This window comes from Halomonas sp. WWR20 (genome assembly GCF_054602495.1).
This window is the reverse complement of record NZ_JBTRHR010000007.1, coordinates 206,757-227,088: the sequence shown is the minus strand read 5'-3', so window position 1 is coordinate 227,088 and position 20,332 is coordinate 206,757. Positions and strand designations below refer to the sequence as shown.

Below are 20,332 nucleotides of genomic sequence, written 5' to 3'. Positions count from 1 at the left end.
ATGGGGCTTGTCTCAGGCTCTGGCAACTTGAGGGACCGCTACCAGCAGGGAGGTGGCGAGTGCCTGCCACTGTTCCTCCCAATGCGGCGTGGGGCGGTGTTTGAAGTCGCTGCGCACGTACTGACTGATGCGACCGTCCACGCTGGCCAGCAGCAGGTTGGCGGCGGCGGAAACCGAAATGGTGGTCCGCAGTCCTTCGCGCAGCTCCGCTTCGCGCAGAATCTGCTTGAGCTGGGTTTCCAGGCGATCGAACAGTTGGCTCATGCGCGTGCGCAGCCGGGCCGTTTCGCCGGTAAGGGCATCGCCGCCCAGCAGGCGGCACAAGCCGGGGTTCTTCTCGGCAAAGCCGAGTACCAGCGAGAGGATATGGTGGCAGCGGGCTTCGGCGGACGGTGTTTCATCGAGAATACGGCGAATCCGCTCGAAGAGCGTTTCCTCAATGAATTCGATCAATCCCTCGAACATGCGCGCCTTGCTGGGAAAGTGGCGGTACAGAGCGGCTTCCGACACGCCGACCTGGCGGGCCAGGGCCGCGGTAGTGATGCGTTTGCCGCTGTCTTCCTCGAGCATGAGCGCCAGCGCCTGAAGGATCTCCTCCCGACGGTTGCGTTTGGGTTTGGCCTGCGTCATTGGTGGTCTTCTAGGATGTTGGCGTGTCTCCATCCTAATGTGTCGTTAGGTTATGGGCAATTAACTGTGCGTTGCTTTTGGAAACCAAATTTAACGCCGCACGAATTTCGCCCTCTTGCCCCGGCCTTCACTCCGCTGGGGTGGCCGCCATGTCGGTAATCAGTGTGCCCACCCCGGCGTTGGTGAAAATTTCCAGGAGAGTGGCGTGGGCGACACGGCCGTCGACGATATGGGCGCTTCTGACCCCGCCTTTCACCGCCTCAAGGGCGCAGCGAATCTTGGGCAGCATACCGCCGTGAATGGTGCCATCACTGATCAGCGCATCGACCTGTGCGGTGGATAGGCCGGTCAGCACTTCGCCTTCGGCATTCATCAGGCCGGCGACATTGGTCAGCAGCATCAATTTCTCGGCGTTCAGCGCCTCGGCCACCTTGCCGGCTACCAGGTCGGCGTTGATGTTGTAACTGTTGCCCTTGGCGTCGACGCCGATCGGGGCGATCACCGGGATGAAATCCCGTGCGGCGAGCATCTCGATCAGGTCGGTGGAAATATGCTCCACTTCCCCGACATGGCCGATATCGATGATCTCGGGGGCGGTCATTTCCGGTGTCTGATGACTGACCTTGAGCTGACGGGCGAGAATCTGCGCGCCATCCTTGCCGGTCAGGCCGATGGCCTTGCCGCCGCTCTGATTGATCAGGTTGACGATACCCTTGTTGACCAAGCCGCCGAGCACCATCTCGACCACGTCCATGGTCTCGGCATCGGTCACGCGCATGCCGTTGACGAAGCGCGACTCGATCTTGAGCTTGGCGAGCAGTTCGCCGATCTGCGGTCCGCCACCGTGAACGACGACCGGATTGATGCCGACCTCCTTCATCAACACCATGTCGCGGGCGAAGGAGTCGATCAGGGTATCCTCGGTCATGGCGTTGCCGCCGTACTTGACCACTACCGTCTTGCCGGAGAAGCGCTGAATATAGGGCAGTGCCTCGGACAGTATTTCCACGACCTGGCGCGGATCGCGTTCCTGCTGACTCATGGCGAATTTCCTTGGGGTTCAGAAGAGGCTCGAATCAAACGCAACAAGGCCGCCCGAGGGCGGCCTTGTCGATCATAACAAGATGCGCTTTTGATAAGAACGCTTACTTTCCCGCCGCTCTTTAGAACGTCGGCTCGGCATCCGGTGCGACTTTTCTTAGCGCGTCGCGAAAGCGTGCCTTGACCTTGTCGAGCGCTTCCTGGGACTTACCTTCGAAGCGAAACACCAGCATCGGCGTGGTGTTGGAGGCGCGACACAGACCCCAACTGTCGGGATAGTCGACGCGGATGCCGTCGAGAGTGGTCTTGACGCCGTTCTCGCCAAAGTCGGTCTCTGTGGCCAGCCGCTTGACGATATCGAACTTGTTGTCGTCGGTGACTTCGACGTTGATCTCGGCGGTGCCCAGGTCCTGGGGAAAGCGCGAGAAGTAGGTGTCGGCGTCCTCGCCCTGGCCGGCCAGTATCTCAAGCAGGCGTGCGGCGGCGTAGAGGCCGTCGTCGAAGCCGTACCAGCGCTCCTTGAAGAAGATATGGCCGCTCATCTCGCCGGCCAGCGCCGCCCCGGTTTCCTTCATGCGGCCCTTGATCAGCGAGTGGCCGGTGCGCCACATCTCGGGCTCGCCGCCGGCCTTTTCGATCACCTGGGCCAGGTTGCCGGTGCACTTGACGTCGAAGATGATGCGCGCGCCCGGTTGACGCTTGAGCAGGTCCTCGGCGAAGGCCATCATCAGGCGATCGGGATAGATCACCTCGCCCTTGGGCGTGACCACGCCGACGCGGTCGCCGTCGCCATCGAAGGCCAGGCCGACGTCGGCGTCGGTTTCCTTGACCTTGGCAATCAGGTCCTGCAGGTTCTCGATCTTGCCCGGATCAGGATGGTGATTGGGGAAGTTGCCGTCGATGTCATCGAACAAGGTGGTGATGTCGGCCCCGAGGCGCTGGATCAGCTGCGGGCCGAGTTCACCGGTGACGCCGTTGCCGCAATCGACCACGGCCTTGATCGGGCGGGCCAGCTTGATATCGCCGAGGATGCGCTCGAGATAGGCATCGCGTACATCCTGCTCGCGATAGCTGCCTTCACCGCTGGTGAAGTCTTCTTCCTCGATGCGGCGGTACAGATCGGTAATGTCGTCACCCGACAGTGTGGCGCCGCCGATCATGATCTTGAAGCCGTTGTAGTCGGGCGGGTTGTGGCTGCCAGTCACGGCGACACCCGAGCTGACGCCGTCAATGGTGTTGGCGGCAAAGTAGAGTACCGGCGTCGGGACCATGCCGATGTCGATGACGTCGCAGCCTGCAGCGCGCAATCCCTCGGTGAGCGCGCCGACCATGTCGGGGCCCGACTTGCGTCCGTCACGGGCGACGATCACGCTCGACTCGCCGCGCTTGGCGGCTTCGCTGCCGATCGCGCGGCCGATCAGCCGCACGCGTTCGACGGTAAGGTCCTTGCCGACCACGCCGCGTATGTCGTAGGCGCGGAAAATGGAGGCCGGAATATTGGCGCTAGATGTCTGGCTCATGATGCGTCCCTTCATGCAATGGCCGAGAGGCCGTGAGTGACAATGGTGATGGTCTCCCTGAAACGTGTCTGCACGTGTCCATACGGCGTCGAAAGTCGGCTCACGAGGCTCGTTTACTCCTTGAAACTGCGCGTTATTCGCCGATTCCTGCCCTGTCTGGACTGCGCTCACCGAATTCCAGGCGAGACCTGATGAATCAATGACGGCCTGAATGGCCGAAGCCCCCGCCTCCGCGGTGGCTAGCGGTGAAATCCTCGACGACTTCGAGCTCGGCCTGGACCACCGGCACCAACAGGTACTGGGCCAGGCGCTCGCCGGGTTCAAGGACGAAGGCTGTCTGGCCGCGGTTCCAGACCGAGATCATCAGTTCGCCCTGATAATCGGAGTCGATCAGACCCACCAGATTGCCCAGCACGATGCCGTGCTTATGGCCCAGACCCGAGCGCGGCAGGATCATGCCGGCGAGCCCCGGGTCGCCGATATGAATGGCGAGTCCGGTGCGCACCAGTTGGCAATCACCGGGCGCCAACGTCAGCGGTGCGTCCAGCAGGGCGCGCAAGTCCATGCCCGCGCTGCCATCGGTGGCGTAGTGGGGCAACGGAAATTCGCGCACCCGCTCGTCGAGGATCTTCACACAAAGTCTAGCGCGGCGGAGCGCGGCCGTCGAAGCCGGGAGCGTGTCCATCATTCATTTCCTGTAAAAGTGTTACGCGTCTGGCGATAACGGTCGATGATCCGATGCAGAATCGCTTCCGCCAGAGTCGTCTTGGCCTGGGCCGGCAAGAACTCGCGGCCGGGCGCATCGCCGGCGGGCCACAGCAACAGCACGGCGTTGTCGTCGGAGCCAAAGCCCAGGCCCTGCTGGCTGACGTCATTGGCGACGATCAGATCGAGCCCCTTGCGAGCCAGCTTGTCGCGGGCGTAGGTTTCGAGGTCGCGAGTTTCGGCGGCGAAGCCGACCATGAATGGCCGGTCGGGGCGTGCGGCCAGTTCGGCGATGATGTCGGGATTCTTGACCAGACGCAGGGTTAGCGCATCGTCGCCAGCGGTTTTCTTGAGCTTATGCTCATTGACCTGCTCGGCGCGGTAATCGGCCACGGCCGCGCAGCCAATGAAGATGTGCGTATCGGATACTGTCTGACTGGCCGCCTCGAACATTTCCTGCGTCGAGACCACGTCGATGCGCTCGACATCCGGCGGGGCGGGGAGAGATACCGGACCGCTGATCAGGCGCACCCGAGCGCCCTGACGGGCAAAGGCGGCGGCCAGGGCATAGCCCATCTTGCCGGAGCTGTGGTTGGTCAGGTAACGCACCGGATCGATGGCTTCGCGGGTCGGGCCGGCGGTCAGTGTGACCGTCAGGCCTCGTGCCAGGTTTCCGGAGGCTGGCATGGCATGCATCGCCTGGATCGCGGCGACAATCTCTTCGGGCTCCTGCATCCGCCCAGGGCCGACATCGCCGCAGGCCTGCTCGCCGCCGGCGGGGCCCAACAGCCGCCAGCCATCTTCCGTCAAGCGCTGCGCATTGCGCTGGGTCGCAGGGTGGCGCCACATGGCCTGGTTCATGGCGGGCGCCATCAGGCATTGCGCCTCGCTGGCCAGGCACAAGGTGGTCAACAGGTCGTCGGCATGGCCGTGGGCCAGGCGGGCCATCAGATCGGCTGTGGCAGGGGCGATGAGAATGAGGTCGGCCCACTTGGCCAGCTCGATATGCCCCATGCCGGCTTCTGACTCGGGGTCGAGCAGTGACGTGCGCACGGCTTCGCCGGTCAGTGCCTGAAGGGTCAGGGGCGTGATGAAGGCCTGGGCGCCTTCGGTCATGACCACGCGCACCTGGGCGTCGGCCTTTTTCAGCAGCCGCGCCAGATGGGCGCTTTTATAGGCGGCGATTCCGGCACTGATGCCGAGAAGCACCCGCGTACCTGCAAGCTGGGGCATGACGAAACGATCCTCGATAATCCGTCTGCCACCTTACCATCGGCACTGGAATTTGCGTACCTCCGGCGCCCGGGTATGCGCCGGAGGGGCTGCTCGAAAAGCGCGCGTTGCTTAGGAGGCCAGCGTGTCGAGGTGGGTCAAGGTCGCCATGACGCCATGTTCCCGCAATGAGCGGTAGGCCTCCCGCACGGTCTGGGCGAAGCGCTCATCCTGGGCCAGTGCCGGCGGGAACACGCCATCCTGCGCCAGAAAGGCGCTGACCAGTGCTTGGGGCGACTCACCGTGGCGGGCATGCAGTTCGGCGAAGGTCTCGGCCAGGGGATCGTCGACCGTATGCGGATGGCCGTGCAGGTTGCGGCCCGAGGTGTAGTGGATCCACGCCGCCACGCCCAGCGCCGTGCAGACGATGTCGCCACTGTTGTCCAACTGGGCCTGGGTGCCCTTGAGCCAACGTTGCGGCAGCTTCTGCGAACCGTCCATGGCGATCTGATGCAGGCGATGGCGCAGACTGTCGTTGGCGAAGCGCGCCAGCAGGCTGTCGGCATAGGCATCGAGGTCGGTGCCTTCGGGCATGGTCAGTGTCGGCGCCGCCTCGTGGCGCATGTAGCGCTTGAGCAGGGCTGTAAAGTCATCTCGGCTGACGGCGTCGAAGACCGTCTCGACAGTGTCCAGCGCCCCTAGGTAGGCGAGCAGCGAATGGCTGCCATTGAGCATGCGCAGCTTCATGGTCTCGAAGGGAGCGACATCGGCAACCATCTGCACCCCTTCGTGTTCCCAGTCGGGGCGGCCCTGAGGGAAGCAGTCCTCGACGACCCACTGTGTGAACGCCTCGCAGACCACCGCGGCGGGGTCGTCGAGACCCAGCTCGCGCAGGCGCTTGAAGTCGGCCTCGGTCATTGCCGGCACGATGCGGTCGACCATGCTGCAGGGGAAGGCGACGGTTTCGGCGATCCACTCGGCAAGGGCCGGGTCGCGCTGGCGGGCCAGTTCAATGACCGCTTGGCGGGTACGCGTGCCGTTGTCCGGCATGTTGTCGCAGCAGAGCACCGTGAAGGGTAACGTGCCCGCGGCGTGCCGGCGTGCCAACGCTTCGACCAGCATGCCGGGTGCGGTGCTCGGCGCTTGCGGTTGCGCAATATCGCGGGCGATGGCCGGGTGATCGGTCATCAGCGTGCCCTCGGCGGGATTCAGATAGTAGCCCTTCTCGGTCACCGTCAGCGTGACGATGCGCACGTCGGGCTCGCTCATGCGTGTCAGCAGCGCTTCGCGATCGGCGCCGTTCTCGCCGGCGTAGAGCGCCTCCCGAATCGCGCCGATTTCACGCAGGGTCAGCGTCTGGCTGTCGGCGTATTCGGTCACATGATAGCGCTGGCCCCGTTCGCGCAGCAGGTCGACCAGGCACTGGTTGGAACGGATGTTGGCGCTGGCGATGCCCCACTCACCGCCGCCGTGGCGGGCCAGACAGCGCTCGATATAGACGGCCTGGTGGGCACGGTGAAAGGCGCCCAGGCCAATGTGGACGATGCCGACCGGGGCGTCGGTGTACTTGCTGGTTAGCGTGGTCACTCGTGTCATCGTGTCGCGTCCTACCAGTGCCAGAGCGTGCCGTCTTCCAGCCGATTGACCGGCAGGCTGGCGCGTCTGTAGGGATATTGCTTGGCCAGTTCCTCATCGATATCGACGCCATGCCCCGGCGTCTCGCCGACGATGAAATGGCCGTCCTCGAAGCGATAGTCGTGAGGGAAGACCTCGTCGGTGATCGCCTCGTGGGGCATGTGCTCCTGAATGCCGAAATTGGGCACCCAGCTATCGAAGTGGATCGCCGCGCCCAGGCAGACGGGCGAAAGATCCGTCGGGCCATGAAACCCGGTGCGGATGTGATAGAGCGCGGCCAGGTCGGCAATGCGGCGTAGATGGGTAATGCCGCCGCCGTGGGTCAGTGGCGTGCGGATATAGTCGATCCACTGGTTCTCGATCAGTTCGCGATAATCGTGGATCGAGTTGAAGACCTCACCGATGGCCAGCGGCGTGGTGGTGTGTTCGCGGACCAGCTTGAGGCTCTGCTGGTTCTCGGCCGGTACGCAGTCTTCCAGCCAGAACAAGTGATAGGGCTCGACCATCTTGCCCAGCCGTGCGGCCTCGATGGGTGTCAGGCGGTGATGCACGTCGTGCAGGACATGAACGTCGTGCCCGAAGCGTTCGCGGACCGCGGCGAACAGCGTGGGAACGTGATTGAGATACTTCTCGGTGCTCCAGACGTGCTCGGCGGGCAGTTCCGAATCGGCCGGTTCGTAGCGCTCGCCCTCGCGCTTGGCGACGCCATAGGTGGTGGCGATACCGGGCACGCCGGTCTGGACCCGGACGGCGCGGTAGCCGAGCCTGATGTGCTTGTCCACCTCATCCAGGCAGGTATCGATGTCCTTACCGGTGCAGTGGGCGTAGGTCATGATCCGCTCGCGGCTCTTGCCACCGAGCAGTTGATAGAGCGGCATGCCGGCCGCCTTGGCCTTGATGTCCCACAGGGCCATGTCCACGGCGCCGATGGCGGCCATGGTCACCGGGCCGCGGCGCCAGTAGGCACCGCGATAGAGATATTGCCAGATGTCTTCGATGCGGCTGGCATCGCGACCGATCAGCGCCGGCACGACGTGCTCCTCGAGATAGGCGACCACGGCCATTTCACGGCCGTTGAGCGTGGCGTCGCCGATACCGTAAATGCCCGATTCGGTCACGATCTTCAGCGTGACGAAATTGCGCCCGGGGGAGGCGACGATGAGATAGGCATCGCTGATTTTCATGGCAGATCCATTGTGATGAAAAAGAGAAGGCGCATCGCTCAACGCTCGAAGAGATAACGCTGGACATTGTCGTAACACACGGCCCGCACCAGATGGCCGATGCGGTCGATGTCGTCGGGCAGTTCGCCACGCACCATTTGCTGGCCGAGCATGTTGCAGAAGATGCGCCGGAAGTAGTCGTGGCGGGAGAACGACAGCAGGCTGCGCGAATCGGTGAGCATGCCGACGAAATGACGCAGCAGCCCGTACTGCATTTGCGTGGTCAACTGGCGCTCGATGCCATCGCGCTGATCGTTGAACCACCAGGCGGCCCCGAACTGCACCTTGCCGGGGATGCCGTCGCCCTGGAAGCTGCCGACCAGACTGGCAAGCATCTCGTTGTCACGCGGATTGAGGTTGTAGAGCACGGTGCGCGGCAGGGCGCGGTTCTGATCCATTGCATCGAGAATCATCGCCAAGGGCTCGCCATAGACGCCGTCACCGATGGCGTCGAAGCCACTGTTGGGGCCGATCTCGGCCAGGCCGCGCTGGCTGACGCTACGTGCCGCGCCCAGGTGCAGTTGCATGGCCCAGCCACGCTCGGCGTATTGCTGGCCGAGCCATAACAGCAGGGCAGTGGTAAAGCCGTCATATTCCTCCTTATTGAGCGTTTCACCCCGGCGACGGCGGTCGAGCATCCGATCCAGTTCGGCGCTCGACGGAGGCGCGGCGAAAGCCGGCTTCTCGAGGCTGTGATCCGACAGGCAGCAACCATGGGCCGCGAAATACTCAAGCCGCTGGTGCAACGCCGCGAGCAGATCGTCGAAGCGCTGGATGGTCACGCCACTGGCCGCCTCGAGATCGCGCAGATAGTCAACGAAGCCGGGCTGCTCGATCTTGAGCACGGCATCGGCACGGAACGTCGGCAGCAGAGCAAGCCGCGAGCCGTTCTGGGCATGCCGGCGATGCGCGTCGAGCGAGTCACAGGGGTCGTCGGTAGTGCATACGGTGCGCACCTGAAAGCTGTCCAGAATCCCTTGGGCATGCAGTTCAGGTGTCGCCAGGCGTTGGCGTGAAAGCGTCCATATCTCCTCGGCGGTCGCCGGCGAGAGCAGCATATTCTCGATGCCTAGCGGGTGACGCAGTTCCAGGTGCGTCCAGTGATAGAGCGGGTTGCCGAGGCAGTCGGGGACCGTCTCGGCCCACGCCTGGAAGCGTTCGCGGGCGTCGGCATCGCCGGTGATGCGCCGCTCATCGATGCCGGCGAAGCGCATCGCGCGCCACTTGTAGTGATCGCCGTGCAGCCACAGTTCGGTGAGGTTGTCGAATTGCTGGTTGCCGGCGATTTCCTCCGGACTCAGGTGCGAGTGATAGTCGCAGATCGGCATCTGGGCGGCATGGTCGTGGTAAAGATGTCGGGCCGCGTCGGTTTCCAGCAGGAAATCCGCTCCCATGAAATCGATCTTGTCGTTGAAAATCATGATGCTGCCCCTCGGTTGGTTAACCCATCAGCATATTGGGAAGAAAAAGCACGATGTTGGGGAAGAAGATAATGCCGAGTACGACGGCGAAGACGGCAATGGCAAAGGGAACGAGTTCACGACTGTAGTCCGTGAAGGGACAGCGCAGGATGCCGCACACCGTATACATCGAGATCCCCACCGGCGGGGTCATGCCACCGAAGGTCACCAGGGTCATCATCAGCAGCCCGAAATGCACCGGGTCGACGCCTGCGGCCTTGATGACCGGCACCAGAATCGGGGCCAGCAGCATCACCACCACCGTGGCCTCGAGCAACATGCCGAGGAACACCAGCAGTACCGCCAGGGTCAGCAACAGGGTGGTCTGGCTGGAAAACACCCCCAGCGTGAGCTCGGCGATGGTCTGGGGAACACGCTCGAAGGACACCACATAGCCGATGATCCCCGAGAACATGATGATCAGCATGATCATGCCGATGTCCCGGACACTGGCACGCATCGCCTCGATGATTTCACGCACGCCCATTTCGCGGTGGATAAAGCAGCCTACGACGAGGGCATAAACCACCGCGAAGGCCCCGGCCTCGGAGGGTGTGAACAGGCCGTAACGGATGCCCACCAGCAGCCACAGCGGAAACAGCAGGGCCCAGATGCTACTGCGGGTGGCGCTAATGACTTCGCCGAACTTGGGCAGGCTTTCGCGAACCGGGGTATAGCCTCGCCGACGCGAGACGAGCCAGGTGGTGATCATCAGGGCGACCATCAACAGCACGCCCGGCACGACGCCCGCGATGAACAAGCGGCCGATCGAGACCTCGCCGAGATAGCCATACAGGATCAGGCCGATGCTGGGAGGAATGGTGGCGGTAATCAAGCCGCCGATGGAGAGTACGGCCCCGGCGAAACCGGGCGAATAGCCTTCACTGACCATGCCCTTGCCCAGCACGCGTGACTGCATGGCGGCGTCTGCCACGGCTGAGCCTGAGACCCCGCCCATCAGGGTGCTGAGTACCAGGCTGGCCTGGGCCAAGCCGCCACTCATCCAGCCGGCCAGTAGCGTCGATAGACGGAGCAGGCGCGGTGTGATGCCGCTGGCGTTCATCAGGTGACCGATGAAAATGAACAGCGGAACCGCCAGGAGCGGAAAGGACTGGGTGGCGGAGACGATCCGCTGCGCCCCGATCCCCACCGGCAGAAACGTTCCCGGCAGCAGGAAGTAGAGAAAGCCGGCGATACCGATCGCGAAGGCGACCGGCATGCCGATGGCCATCAGCAACAGGCCGAGCACCAGCAGCAGAGCGGTGATCATAGCGTTTCCTCCACGAGCGTATCGTCGGAATCCAGGCTATGAACGACGCCCTTGGCCACGATGCGGCGGATCAGAGAGAGGCTCATGAGCACGGCGCCAACCGGCAGCGCGAGCGTAATGTAGCCGTAGCTCAATCCCGCCACGCCCATTGGGCGCTGCCAGTTGGAAAGCGCCAGCGGAAAGCCGTACCACACCAGCAGGGCCAGAAAGGTCAGCATCAGCAGCAGGCATGCGCTTGTCGTGACGCGAAGAACCGCAGGTGACATACGTACCGTCAGGGCATCGATGCGCACCTGGCCGCCACGGCGAAGCGTAATGTCAGCGCCTAATACAGCCGTCCAGATGAAAAAAAACTGGGCGAGTTCGGCACCTCCGGCAAAGGGGTGGCCAATGGCGCGCATCGTTGAGCTGGCGAGGATGGTTAGGGATGTGCAACCGAGCAGAACGATTGCCAGGCTATCTTCGAGTTTGTCGAACCAGCTCCACATAGAGGATCCTCAAGCCGTCTTGCGGCTCACCTTGGCTGGAAAGGAAGAAGAGGCCGGGTAATTTCCCGGCCTGGGCAAGAGCGCTGATGATGTCGCCTTACTCGTTAGCGGCGGGCACCAGTTGGTCACGATACTGATCGTAACCGAGCTCCTTGTAGACGCTGTCGACCCGATCGCGGAACAGGTCGATATCGACCTCGGTGAAGGTGACACCGTCCTGTTCCATGCGCTTGCGGGTGGCTTCCAGTGCGTCTTCGGTGGCCTGACTGGCCTCGGCGCCGGCCTTTTCAAGCTCCTCGTCGAGAATGGTGCGCAAGTCATCGGGCAGCGACTGATACCATTGGTCCGAGGTGACGATGCCACTCATCAGTTGGATATGATGGGTCAGCGCGACATGCTGGATGACCTCCTGGAGGCGCTGGCCATCAGCGGCGGTCAGCTGTGCCTCGGCCCCATCGATCGAGCCCAGTTGCAGCGCGGAATAGACCTCCGACCACGGCAAGGGAGTGGGGGTCGCCCCCATGGCTTCGACAGTCTTGAGCCACACCGGTGAGTTGATGGTACGGATACGTACGCCCTGCAGGTCCTCGGGCTTTTCGACAGGGGCCTGGGTCAACATTTCCCGCGCCCCCTGGAACCAGTTGTAGTTCAGCAGCCTGAGCCCGCTGCCGTCAGCCAGGTCTTCTACCCATCCCTTGTAAAGGTCGGATTGGGTAATCGCATCGTACTGGGTGTGATCCTCTACCAGGTACGGCGCACTGAGGATGCCCAGTTCGGGCTGGTACTCCGACAACCTGCCGGCGTCGATCAGGATGGCGATGTTGGCACCGCTGCGGATCTGCTCCACCACATCCTCGTCGGAACCCAACTGGCTATTGGGGAATATATTGAGGGTCAGCTCACCGTCGCTGCGCTCTTCGATCGACTGCTTGGCGCTCTCCATGGCCTGGACGATGGGGTCCTGTGCGTTTAGAGCCGAAGATAGATTCAATTCATAAGCGGCACTGGCCGGATTGCTGGCCAGGATGAGAGCCGCAGCGGGTAAGAGCAGGCGCGTTTTCATGTTCTTCTCCTGATGGCATGTTGTGATTGTTGGTGGACGTATTGCCCGTTAAAGGGCGTGTGCCTTGTTAAGCTGTCATGCTGGTATGTCTTTCTTGCTGTAAGGCAACGCGGAGGTGACGAACATCTCCGGGAAACGCCGCATCAGCTCCGGCAAGGAGTGCAGGATCTCGCGCTGATGAAGACTCATGGCCTGTTCCGCCGCTTCGGGGTTCTGCCTGGCGATCGCCTCGACAATCTTCTGATGTTGGTCTGCTAGCTTGGTAATCGGTGTCGACTCGGGAATGCTGAGGTAGCGAACCCGGTCCAACTGAGCCTTGACCTCCTCGGTAACGCTCCAGGCGGTGGTATGTCCTGCCCCTAGCGACAATGTCCGGTGGAACGTTTCATCGAGCTGAAAGAATCGATCGTAATCCCTGGGAGCGGCGCAGCGGCGCTGACGCTCGATCAGATCGTTGAGTTCTTCCATGACTCGCGCACTCAGGCCGCGCTCGGCGGCGGATCTGGCCACGGCAACCTCGATGGCTTCCCTGACGAACCGCGCTTCCATCACGGCGGCTTCTGAAATGCGCACCACATAGGTTCCACGCTGCGGCCGCACCTCGAGCAGGCCCGATTCGGACAGCCGAATGAACGCCTCGCGAACCGGCTGGCGGCTGACATCGAAAGTGTCGGCAATCTCCTTCTCGGATAACGCCTTGCCTGGCGCGAGTACCATGCAGATGATCGCCTGCCGCAATGTCTGGTAGAGGCGCTGGCGGACATTGCCGTCATGTGCTGTTTCCTTCCAGAGCGTATGCAATGAGGTGGTTGTCATGGTGCGCCTTCCGATCCGACTTGTATGGCTAGTATGGTAGTATGGTTCGGCGAGCACGATTCGACTTTGGTTAGACGCCCATGTCGCTTATTGTTATTTAAGTTTTAATTTAAGTAACTGGAGCGGAGGCGGCATGGGAATACGCGATTGGCCGGAGGGCGAGCGGCCCCGGGAAAAGCTGCTGACCTTGGGCGCGGGAGCGCTGTCGGATGCAGAGCTACTGGCGATCTTTCTACGCGTCGGCGTCAAGGGACGTTCGGCGGTGGATCTGGCGCGGGACCTGTTGTCCGCCTTCGGTGGGCTGCGCCAACTGCTCGAGGCCGACAAGACGCAGTTCTGTGCCGAGCATGGATTAGGCGAGGCCAAGTACGTGCAATTGCAGGCATCACTGGAGCTGTCCCGGCGTCACCTGGGCAGTCTGCTCGAACGGGGCGGGGCGTTGACGTCGCCGGCACTGGTCAGGGCCTTTCTCTCTTCGCATATGCGTCACCTGGGACATGAGGAATTCGCCGCGCTGTTTCTCGATACCCAGCACCAGGTGATCCGTTTCGAGGCCTTGTCCCGAGGCACGCTGGACAGTGCGTCCGTCTATCCGCGCGAGGTGGCGAGGCGAGCGCTGGAGCTGGGGGCTGGGGCAATCATCTTTGCGCATAACCATCCCTCTGGCGTAGCCGAGCCCAGTGACGCCGATCAGCGCATTACCGTTCGCCTCAAGGAGGCGCTGGCACTCTTCGAAATTCGTGTGCTGGATCATTTTATCGTCGGCGATGGAGAGGTCTTCTCCTTCGCCGAGCGTGGCTGGCTGTAGCTCAAAGCTCTGGCTGTCGTCTCTGCCAAAAGCAGAAACCGGTCGATAATCAGGCGTGAAACTGGCGATACGCGGCCGGGCGTGTTAAAACGCGCCTCGCCACCGAGCGTGTAGGTTCGGTCACATGCCGGATTTCGTTCATGCGGGGCTTGAATCTGCGGGTGCGTTTTTTGCGCGAGTCGCGGTAATCCTGCGCGGGTCAGGCTTTCAAGCCCGATTTCCAGTGTATCCGTACTGATATATTGCAGAGGATATCTTGCTGCTACGGCGATCCTCTGGTATAAAGTACGCCCTTTGACTTCCTTGGGTTAATTAAGGGGCGGAAGGCGGTCACCCTGCCATTCTCTCTTCCCGGTTTGCCCGACAGGTTTTGAACAACTCGCCCAGCGGTTGGAGGCTCTTATGTCCAAAGTATGTCAGGTTACCGGCAAGCGTCCGGTGACTGGTAACAACGTATCACACTCCCAGCGCAAGACGCGTCGTCGTTTCGTGCCCAATCTGCATACCCACCGTTTCTGGGTAGAGGCCGAGAAGCGCTTCGTCAAGCTGCGCGTCTCCTCCAAGGGCATGCGTATCATCGACAAGAAGGGCATCGAAGAGGTGCTCGTTGACATCCGTAAGCGCGGCGAGCGCATCTAAGGGGAGTATTGATCATGCGTGACAAGATCAAGATGGTGTCCAGCGCCGGTACCGGCCATTTCTACACCACCAACAAGAACAAGCGGAACACTCCGGACAAGCTTGAATTCAAGAAGTACGACCCGGTGGTTCGTCAGCACGTGATGTACAAGGAAGCCAAGATCAAGTGATCGTGGCCTCCCGCCGCAGGTGAGCCCACCTGCCTGAAAAAACCCGGTGCAGACCGGGTTTTTTTCGTCTGTGTCTTGCCGGTTTTCAGTCTCGGAGTGAGCCGAGGAGGAAGTCCGGTATCCTGCGAATACGCTCGAAGCCGACATATGCCCGAACTTCCCGAAGTCGAAACGACACGCCGCGGCCTCGCGCCGCATATCGAGAACCGCGAGATCCGTGAGGTTATCGTCCGCGAGCGCCGGATGCGGCTGCCGGTACCGGAAGATTTTATCGATTCCCTGGTCGGTTCACGCATCGGTGAGCTGGGTCGGCGCGCCAAGTACCTGATCGTGCCGATGGCGGATGCGCAGGATACTCCCCGCACGCTGCTCTGGCACCTGGGCATGTCGGGCAGTCTGCGCATTGCGCAGCTGGGCGACATGCCCCGAAAGCACGATCATATCGACCTGGTAATGGATAGCGGCGCCATCCTGCGTTATCACGATCCGCGCCGCTTCGGCTTCGTCGATTGGCTGGCAGGCTCTCTGTCGAGCGACCCGCGCCTGGTCCGGCTGGGTCCCGAGCCGCTGTCACCGGACTTCGACGGGGAGCGCCTCTATCGGCTCTCGCGCGGACGGCGCATCGCGGTTAAGCCGTTTCTGATGGATAACGCCGTGGTCGTGGGGGTGGGCAATATCTATGCCTCCGAGGCGTTGTTTCTGGCGGGAATCGATCCCCGGCGTGCCGTCGGGAACGTGTCGCGCGAGCGTTACCTGGCATTGGCCGAGGCGGTGCGTGCCGTGCTGGCAGCGGCCATTACCCAGGGAGGTACCACGCTGCGCGATTTCGTCAGCGGCACCGGCGAGCCGGGTTATTTTGCCCAGCGCCTCAATGTCTATGGCCGCACGGGGGAGCCCTGTCGACGCTGTGGTGATATGTTGCGCCTGGTCACTCTAGGCCAGCGCGCCAGCGTTTATTGTCCCGCCTGTCAGACATGATGTGAACCGAACTTGCCGTGCACGCTTGCATCGTCTGAAGCGCTGCGGTAAGGCTTTTCACCACTCATTCATATCGGGGCGTTAGAATGCGCCTCATAGTTTATGCCGTCGGAGATTACCGTGACCGAACGCCTGCGCCTGAAAAAGAATGCCGATCGACGCTTGAAGGCCGGCCATCTGTGGCTGTACTCCAACGAAATCGATACCGATGAAACCCCGCTCAAGACCTTCGAGCCCGGCACCCAGGCGGTGATCGAGGCGGCCAACGGCAAGGCGCTCGGGGTCGCTTACGTCAATCCTCACTCGCTGATCTGTGCACGTATCGTGTCGCGCGACGCCAATGTTCGCCTCGATCGTTCGCTGCTGGTGCATCGCTTCAACCAGGCGCTGTCGCTGCGCTCGAGGCTGTTCGCCAAGCCTTTCTATCGCCTGGTACACGGTGAAGGCGATCTGCTGCCGGGGTTGATCGTCGACCGTTTCGACGACGTGCTGGTGGTACAGCTCAACACCCTGGGAATGGAGCATGCCCGCGATGAAGTCATCGCTGCGTTGGACAAGGTCCTGTCACCGCGGGCCATCGTGTTCAAGAACGACTCCTCGGGGCGGCGTCAGGAGCAGCTCGAACGAGAGGTGGCGGTCGTTCACGGCGAACTGCCCGATCAAGTGCTGCTGGAAGAGAACGGCGTGCGTTTCGTGGCGCCGGTGCTCGAAGGACAAAAAACCGGCTGGTTCTACGATCACCGCGCCAACCGCGCCTGGCTCAACGCCCTGGTCGCCGGCAAGCGCGTACTCGACGTGTTCAGTTACGTCGGCGGGTGGGGGGTGCAGGCTGCGGCACACGGCGCCAGTGAGGTCTTGTGCGTGGACAGTTCCGCCGAGGCGCTGGAGCGGGTCGCCGAGAATGCCGCGCTCAATGGCGTGGCGGAGCAGGTCGCCGTGGGCGAGGGGGATGCCTTCGAGGCGCTGGCGGCTCTCAAGGCCGAGGGTGAGCAGTTCGACGTGATCGTGCTCGATCCACCGGCCTTCATCAAAAAGCGCAAGGATATCCCCAACGGCGAGCGCGCCTATTCGCGTCTCAATCGCGAGGCCATGCGCCTGCTGGGCCGCGACGGGTTGCTGATGACCGCATCGTGCTCCATGCACCTGGCGCCGGAGCGGCTGATGGAGAGTGTGCGCGGCGCGGTACGCCATCAAGATCGGCATGGGCAGGTCCTGTATCAGGGCAGTCAGGGCCCGGATCATCCCGTGCATCCGGCCATTCCCGAAACCGCTTATCTGAAGGCGCTGGGCGTGCGCGTGTTCCGGGATTGAGCCGATGACGGATCGCGTCCGTGTGTTCCGCCACTCCAACGCGCTGCTGGTCAGCCACGTACGCAACGTGCTGGTCAGTGCGGGGGTGCCCTGTGAGTTGCGCAACATGCTGCTGGGCGGCGGTGCGGGCGAGCTGCCGCTGGGCGAGTGCGAGCCCGAGGTGTGGGTGGCACTGCCCCGCGTTTCACGTGCAAAGGCACTGATTCACGAAGCGCTGCAAGGACCGGACATCACGCCGCCGGGCTGGACCTGTCGCACGTGCGGCGAGTCGCTGGAGGGCGTTTTCGAGGCCTGCTGGCGCTGCGAAACGCCACGTGACTGAGATGCCTCCTTCGACACTTCACCCTTCAGGAGAGCCACGATGACACAAGCCACCACGCCCTGGGATCTGCCCGAGACGCCTTTCGTGCTCGAGCTGCAGGTCGACGACAACGCCATCGATGACTTCGGCCACGTCAATAATGTCGAATACCTGCGCTGGATCGAGCGTGTCAGCTGGACTCACTCGCAGCATCTGGGGCTCGATCTCGCCACTTACCGCGAATACGACCGGGCCATGGCCGTGCATCGCCACGAGCTGGACTATCTGGCGCCGGCCTTCGCCGGTGAGCAACTGCAACTGGCGACGTGGATCGTCGCCTGCGACGGCCGGTTGACGCTGACGCGGCGCTTCCAGCTGCTGCGGCCTGCCGATGGCAGAACCCTGCTGCGTGCCCGTACGCGGTTTGCCTGCATCGAACTCTCTAGCGGGCGTGCCCGGCGTATGCCCGACGAATATGTCGCCGTTTACGGCAGCGCCCGTGTCGAAGACACCGCCGCCTAGCGGCAATCTTCTTGCAGAAGAATTGCGACGTTCCGGGCGCGATGGCAAGAAAAATTCAGGGTAAAGCAGAGCTTGCCGCGAGGTTATTGCGTTTTTTTTCAAGACCTCACGGCTTTCCTGCTGGTGTGCTGTAATGCCTGCGTTGGCTTCATCGCTCGTCATTCGGAGGTGTTATGGATATTGCAGTGCCCAAGGAGATCAAGAACCACGAGTACCGCGTCGCCCTGACACCCACCGGGGTCCGCGAGCTGGTCAACCGTGGCCATACGCTGATCGTGCAGGCCGGTGCCGGGGAAGGATCGGGCTTTGCCGATGCCGATTATCAGGCGGCCGGGGCGCGACTGGAGCCGGATGTCGCCAAGGTATGGGAGTCCGCCGAGCTGATCATCAAGGTCAAGGAGCCCCAGTCCGAAGAAGTCGCGCGGCTGCGCAAGGGACAGATGCTGTTCACCTACTTGCATCTGGCGGCCGAACACTCGTTGACCCGTGGACTGATGGACAGCGGCGCGACGTGCATTGCGTATGAGACCATCACCGACAGCCAGGGTGGACTGCCCTTGCTGGCCCCGATGAGTCGTGTGGCGGGTCGCATGGCGATCCAGGCCGGGGCGCACAGTCTGGAGAAGGCGCAGGGGGGCGCCGGTATCCTGTTGCCCGGTGTGCCCGGCGTCGCGCCGGCCAAGGTGACGGTCATCGGCGGCGGCGTGGTCGGCGAGAATGCGGCGCGCATGGCGCTAGGGTTGGGCGCGGAGGTTAGCGTGCTCGACAAGTCCCTGGTGCGCCTGGAAACGCTCGATCATCGCTATCAGGGCCGGTTGCATACGGTATATTCCACCGTCGATGCGCTGGAAGAGGCCATTCGTGAGTCGGACCTGATCGTCGGTGCGGTACTGGTACCGGGCGCGGCGGCGCCCAAGCTGATCACGCGCCGCCAGCTCGGCGACATGAAGCCGGGCAGCGTGCTGGTCGACGTGGCGATCGATCAGGGCGGCTGTTTCGAAACCAGCAAGGCGACCACCCATGCCGAACCCACCTATGTCGTGGATAACATCGTGCACTATTGCGTGGCCAACATGCCGGGCGCGGTGGCGCGCACGTCCACCCAGGCGCTGACCAATGCCACGTTGCCGTTCGTCATCGACCTGGCGGGCAAGGGCTGGAAGCAGGCCCTGGCGGACGATGCGCATTTCCTGCCGGGCCTGAACGTGCATGACGGACAGGTGACTTACGCGGCCGTAGCCGAGGCGTTCGGACTCGAGATGACCGACCCCTCGAGTCTGATACGCTGACGCGAACATACCGTTCAGTGCAGGAACAAGCGGTCAGGGGATAAGTTCCCGCTGGCCGCTTTCGGGTTGGGCGCGGTCGCTTTGAAAAGCCGCCGCGTTGTACACTGGAGCGATTCAAGCTGTCGCTCTGCAGGGGCGGCGGCGCTTTCGTCCAGGCCAAGGCAGACCTTTCGAGTTCATGAACAAGACACGCGTGCTTACCGGTATCACAACCTCGGGGACTCCCCATCTCGGCAACTATGTCGGCGCCATCCAACCCGCGATTGCCGCCAGCCAGGATCCCTCCGTCCAGTCCTTTTATTTCCTGGCGGATCTGCATGCCCTGATCAAGTGTCAGGATCCCCGGCGCGTTCAGGAATCCCGCCTGGAAATCGCCGCGACGTGGCTAGCGCTGGGGCTGGATACCGATAACGCCATCTTTTATCGCCAATCCGATATTCCCGAGATTCCCGAACTGACCTGGATGCTGTCCTGCGTTTGCGCCAAGGGTCTGATGAATCGCGCCCATGCCTACAAGGCGGCGGTGGCGGAGAACGAGGCGGCCGGCAACCAGGACCCTGACAAGGGTATTACCATGGGGCTATTCGGCTATCCGGTGCTGATGGGCGCCGATATCCTGATGTTTAATGCGCATAAAGTCCCGGTGGGACGTGATCAGATCCAGCATCTCGAGATGGCGCGTGACATGGCCGGACGTTTCAATCACCTCTACAGGGGCGAGTATTTCACCTTGCCGGAAGCGGTGGTCGACGAGAAGGTCGAAGTGTTGAAGGGGCTTGATGGGCGCAAGATGTCCAAGAGCTATAACAACACCATTCCGCTCTTCGTCTCCGAGAAGAAGCTGCTCAAGCTGGTACGCAAGATCAAGACCAATTCCCTGGAGCCAGGCGAGCCCAAGGACCCGGAAGGTTGCACGCTGTTTCAGATCTACTCCGCCTTCGCCAGCATCGATGAGCGCGAAGCAATGCGTGTGCGCTACCAGGAAGGCATCGGCTGGGGCGAGGTCAAGAACGAACTGTTCGAGTATCTCAATGCGCATCTGAAAGAGCCCCGCGAACGCTACAATACCTTGCTCGAGGATCCTGGGCACATCGAGCAGGTGCTGCGCAAGGGGGCCGAACGCGCACGTGCCGAGGCGGCACCGTTCATGGACCGGCTGCGCGAGACGGTGGGCCTGGGACGCTTCGTCTGAATCACGCTTTCCACCCGTCGTAAAAAAGCGCCCCGCCAATTATCTGGCGGGGCGCTATC

At 62.3% G+C, this 20,332-nt stretch carries 21 protein-coding genes; 9 read left to right on the top strand and 12 right to left on the bottom strand.

From position 1 onward, the window contains the following. Positions 1–12: 12 nt before the first annotated feature. The 12 genes from slmA to ACW4DH_RS14530 form a co-directional block, all read right to left on the bottom strand. Positions 13–630, bottom strand: coding sequence for a nucleoid occlusion factor SlmA (gene slmA, locus ACW4DH_RS14585; protein WP_459637124.1), 618 nt, complete (start codon positions 628–630; stop codon positions 13–15). A 127-nt stretch (positions 631–757) separates the two neighbouring features. After that, positions 758–1,672: an acetylglutamate kinase gene (argB, locus tag ACW4DH_RS14580; protein ID WP_459637123.1), complete on the bottom strand. Its 915-nt coding sequence runs from the start codon at positions 1,670–1,672 to the stop codon at positions 758–760. Positions 1,673–1,793: 121 nt separating this feature from the next. Beyond that, on the bottom strand, positions 1,794–3,191 hold the full coding sequence (locus tag ACW4DH_RS14575; RefSeq protein WP_459637122.1) for a phosphomannomutase/phosphoglucomutase: 1,398 nt from the start codon (positions 3,189–3,191) through the stop codon (positions 1,794–1,796). 196 nt (positions 3,192–3,387) lie between these two features. Next, entirely contained in the window at positions 3,388–3,879 is a 492-nt protein-coding gene (gene dut / locus ACW4DH_RS14570; RefSeq protein ID WP_459637121.1) for a dUTP diphosphatase, read from the bottom strand. Further along, positions 3,876–5,129 (bottom strand): bifunctional phosphopantothenoylcysteine decarboxylase/phosphopantothenate--cysteine ligase CoaBC, encoded by a 1,254-nt coding sequence (gene coaBC, locus ACW4DH_RS14565; RefSeq protein ID WP_459637120.1) that lies wholly within the window; start codon positions 5,127–5,129, stop codon positions 3,876–3,878. The genes dut and coaBC overlap by 4 nt, the downstream gene beginning before the upstream one ends. Before the next feature lie 111 nt (positions 5,130–5,240). Next, the gene (locus ACW4DH_RS14560) at positions 5,241–6,704 is read right to left on the bottom strand and encodes a mannitol dehydrogenase family protein (protein WP_459637119.1); all 1,464 of its coding nucleotides are present in this window, start codon (positions 6,702–6,704) and stop codon (positions 5,241–5,243) included. 11 nt (positions 6,705–6,715) lie between these two features. Continuing rightward, the gene (gene manD, locus ACW4DH_RS14555; protein ID WP_459637118.1) at positions 6,716–7,927 is read right to left on the bottom strand and encodes a D-mannonate dehydratase ManD; all 1,212 of its coding nucleotides are present in this window, start codon (positions 7,925–7,927) and stop codon (positions 6,716–6,718) included. Positions 7,928–7,965: 38 nt separating this feature from the next. Continuing rightward, positions 7,966–9,387 (bottom strand): glucuronate isomerase, encoded by a 1,422-nt coding sequence (gene uxaC, locus ACW4DH_RS14550; RefSeq protein ID WP_459637117.1) that lies wholly within the window; start codon positions 9,385–9,387, stop codon positions 7,966–7,968. A 19-nt stretch (positions 9,388–9,406) separates the two neighbouring features. Then, positions 9,407–10,696 (bottom strand): TRAP transporter large permease, encoded by a 1,290-nt coding sequence (locus tag ACW4DH_RS14545; protein ID WP_459637116.1) that lies wholly within the window; start codon positions 10,694–10,696, stop codon positions 9,407–9,409. After that, positions 10,693–11,184 (bottom strand): TRAP transporter small permease, encoded by a 492-nt coding sequence (locus ACW4DH_RS14540; RefSeq protein ID WP_459637115.1) that lies wholly within the window; start codon positions 11,182–11,184, stop codon positions 10,693–10,695. Before ACW4DH_RS14540 ends, ACW4DH_RS14545 begins: the two co-directional genes overlap by 4 nt. Positions 11,185–11,281: 97 nt before the next feature. Beyond that, positions 11,282–12,247, bottom strand: a complete 966-nt coding sequence (locus tag ACW4DH_RS14535; protein ID WP_459637114.1) for a C4-dicarboxylate TRAP transporter substrate-binding protein — start codon at positions 12,245–12,247, stop codon at positions 11,282–11,284. 75 nt (positions 12,248–12,322) lie between these two features. Beyond that, positions 12,323–13,063 carry a GntR family transcriptional regulator gene (locus tag ACW4DH_RS14530; RefSeq protein WP_459637113.1) on the bottom strand — a complete coding sequence of 247 codons (741 nt, stop codon included), beginning with the start codon at positions 13,061–13,063 and terminating at the stop codon, positions 12,323–12,325. A gap of 133 nt (positions 13,064–13,196) precedes the next feature. Here ACW4DH_RS14530 and radC point away from each other — a divergent pair, with 133 nt between their 5' ends. The 9 genes from radC (at position 13,197) to trpS (ending at position 20,273) form a co-directional block, all read left to right on the top strand. Then, positions 13,197–13,871 carry a RadC family protein gene (gene radC, locus ACW4DH_RS14525; RefSeq protein WP_459637112.1) on the top strand — a complete coding sequence of 225 codons (675 nt, stop codon included), beginning with the start codon at positions 13,197–13,199 and terminating at the stop codon, positions 13,869–13,871. 402 nt (positions 13,872–14,273) lie between these two features. Continuing rightward, entirely contained in the window at positions 14,274–14,510 is a 237-nt protein-coding gene (gene rpmB / locus ACW4DH_RS14520; RefSeq protein WP_459637111.1) for a 50S ribosomal protein L28, read from the top strand. 14 nt (positions 14,511–14,524) lie between these two features. After that, positions 14,525–14,680, top strand: coding sequence for a 50S ribosomal protein L33 (gene rpmG, locus ACW4DH_RS14515; protein ID WP_459637110.1), 156 nt, complete (start codon positions 14,525–14,527; stop codon positions 14,678–14,680). A gap of 147 nt (positions 14,681–14,827) precedes the next feature. After that, positions 14,828–15,658 carry a bifunctional DNA-formamidopyrimidine glycosylase/DNA-(apurinic or apyrimidinic site) lyase gene (mutM, locus tag ACW4DH_RS14510; RefSeq protein ID WP_459637109.1) on the top strand — a complete coding sequence of 277 codons (831 nt, stop codon included), beginning with the start codon at positions 14,828–14,830 and terminating at the stop codon, positions 15,656–15,658. Positions 15,659–15,778: 120 nt separating this feature from the next. Further along, positions 15,779–16,969, top strand: coding sequence for a class I SAM-dependent rRNA methyltransferase (locus ACW4DH_RS14505; protein ID WP_459637108.1), 1,191 nt, complete (start codon positions 15,779–15,781; stop codon positions 16,967–16,969). 4 nt (positions 16,970–16,973) lie between these two features. Further along, positions 16,974–17,291, top strand: a complete 318-nt coding sequence (locus ACW4DH_RS14500; RefSeq protein WP_459637107.1) for a putative signal transducing protein — start codon at positions 16,974–16,976, stop codon at positions 17,289–17,291. A gap of 39 nt (positions 17,292–17,330) precedes the next feature. After that, the gene (locus tag ACW4DH_RS14495; protein WP_459637106.1) at positions 17,331–17,792 is read left to right on the top strand and encodes an acyl-CoA thioesterase; all 462 of its coding nucleotides are present in this window, start codon (positions 17,331–17,333) and stop codon (positions 17,790–17,792) included. Positions 17,793–17,965: 173 nt separating this feature from the next. Then, complete coding sequence (gene ald, locus ACW4DH_RS14490; RefSeq protein ID WP_459637105.1) at positions 17,966–19,081, top strand: alanine dehydrogenase; 1,116 nt, start codon at positions 17,966–17,968, stop codon at positions 19,079–19,081. A 178-nt stretch (positions 19,082–19,259) separates the two neighbouring features. Beyond that, positions 19,260–20,273, top strand: a complete 1,014-nt coding sequence (gene trpS, locus ACW4DH_RS14485; protein WP_459637104.1) for a tryptophan--tRNA ligase — start codon at positions 19,260–19,262, stop codon at positions 20,271–20,273. Positions 20,274–20,332: the final 59 nt, after the last annotated feature.

What these genes read in the sequence shown, in the direction of transcription:
- slmA (WP_459637124.1), bottom strand. Translation starts at nt 630, where the DNA reads ATGACGCAGGCCAAACCCAAACGCAACCGTCGGGAGGAGATCCTTCAG.
- argB (WP_459637123.1), bottom strand. Translation starts at nt 1,672, where the DNA reads ATGAGTCAGCAGGAACGCGATCCGCGCCAGGTCGTGGAAATACTGTCC.
- ACW4DH_RS14575 (WP_459637122.1), bottom strand. Translation starts at nt 3,191, where the DNA reads ATGAGCCAGACATCTAGCGCCAATATTCCGGCCTCCATTTTCCGCGCC.
- dut (WP_459637121.1), bottom strand. Translation starts at nt 3,879, where the DNA reads ATGATGGACACGCTCCCGGCTTCGACGGCCGCGCTCCGCCGCGCTAGA.
- coaBC (WP_459637120.1), bottom strand. Translation starts at nt 5,129, where the DNA reads ATGCCCCAGCTTGCAGGTACGCGGGTGCTTCTCGGCATCAGTGCCGGA.
- ACW4DH_RS14560 (WP_459637119.1), bottom strand. Translation starts at nt 6,704, where the DNA reads ATGACACGAGTGACCACGCTAACCAGCAAGTACACCGACGCCCCGGTC.
- manD (WP_459637118.1), bottom strand. Translation starts at nt 7,927, where the DNA reads ATGAAAATCAGCGATGCCTATCTCATCGTCGCCTCCCCCGGGCGCAAT.
- uxaC (WP_459637117.1), bottom strand. Translation starts at nt 9,387, where the DNA reads ATGATTTTCAACGACAAGATCGATTTCATGGGAGCGGATTTCCTGCTG.
- ACW4DH_RS14545 (WP_459637116.1), bottom strand. Translation starts at nt 10,696, where the DNA reads ATGATCACCGCTCTGCTGCTGGTGCTCGGCCTGTTGCTGATGGCCATC.
- ACW4DH_RS14540 (WP_459637115.1), bottom strand. Translation starts at nt 11,184, where the DNA reads ATGTGGAGCTGGTTCGACAAACTCGAAGATAGCCTGGCAATCGTTCTG.
- ACW4DH_RS14535 (WP_459637114.1), bottom strand. Translation starts at nt 12,247, where the DNA reads ATGAAAACGCGCCTGCTCTTACCCGCTGCGGCTCTCATCCTGGCCAGC.
- ACW4DH_RS14530 (WP_459637113.1), bottom strand. Translation starts at nt 13,063, where the DNA reads ATGACAACCACCTCATTGCATACGCTCTGGAAGGAAACAGCACATGAC.
- radC (WP_459637112.1), top strand. Translation starts at nt 13,197, where the DNA reads ATGGGAATACGCGATTGGCCGGAGGGCGAGCGGCCCCGGGAAAAGCTG.
- rpmB (WP_459637111.1), top strand. Translation starts at nt 14,274, where the DNA reads ATGTCCAAAGTATGTCAGGTTACCGGCAAGCGTCCGGTGACTGGTAAC.
- rpmG (WP_459637110.1), top strand. Translation starts at nt 14,525, where the DNA reads ATGCGTGACAAGATCAAGATGGTGTCCAGCGCCGGTACCGGCCATTTC.
- mutM (WP_459637109.1), top strand. Translation starts at nt 14,828, where the DNA reads ATGCCCGAACTTCCCGAAGTCGAAACGACACGCCGCGGCCTCGCGCCG.
- ACW4DH_RS14500 (WP_459637107.1), top strand. Translation starts at nt 16,974, where the DNA reads ATGACGGATCGCGTCCGTGTGTTCCGCCACTCCAACGCGCTGCTGGTC.
- ACW4DH_RS14495 (WP_459637106.1), top strand. Translation starts at nt 17,331, where the DNA reads ATGACACAAGCCACCACGCCCTGGGATCTGCCCGAGACGCCTTTCGTG.
- ald (WP_459637105.1), top strand. Translation starts at nt 17,966, where the DNA reads ATGGATATTGCAGTGCCCAAGGAGATCAAGAACCACGAGTACCGCGTC.
- trpS (WP_459637104.1), top strand. Translation starts at nt 19,260, where the DNA reads ATGAACAAGACACGCGTGCTTACCGGTATCACAACCTCGGGGACTCCC.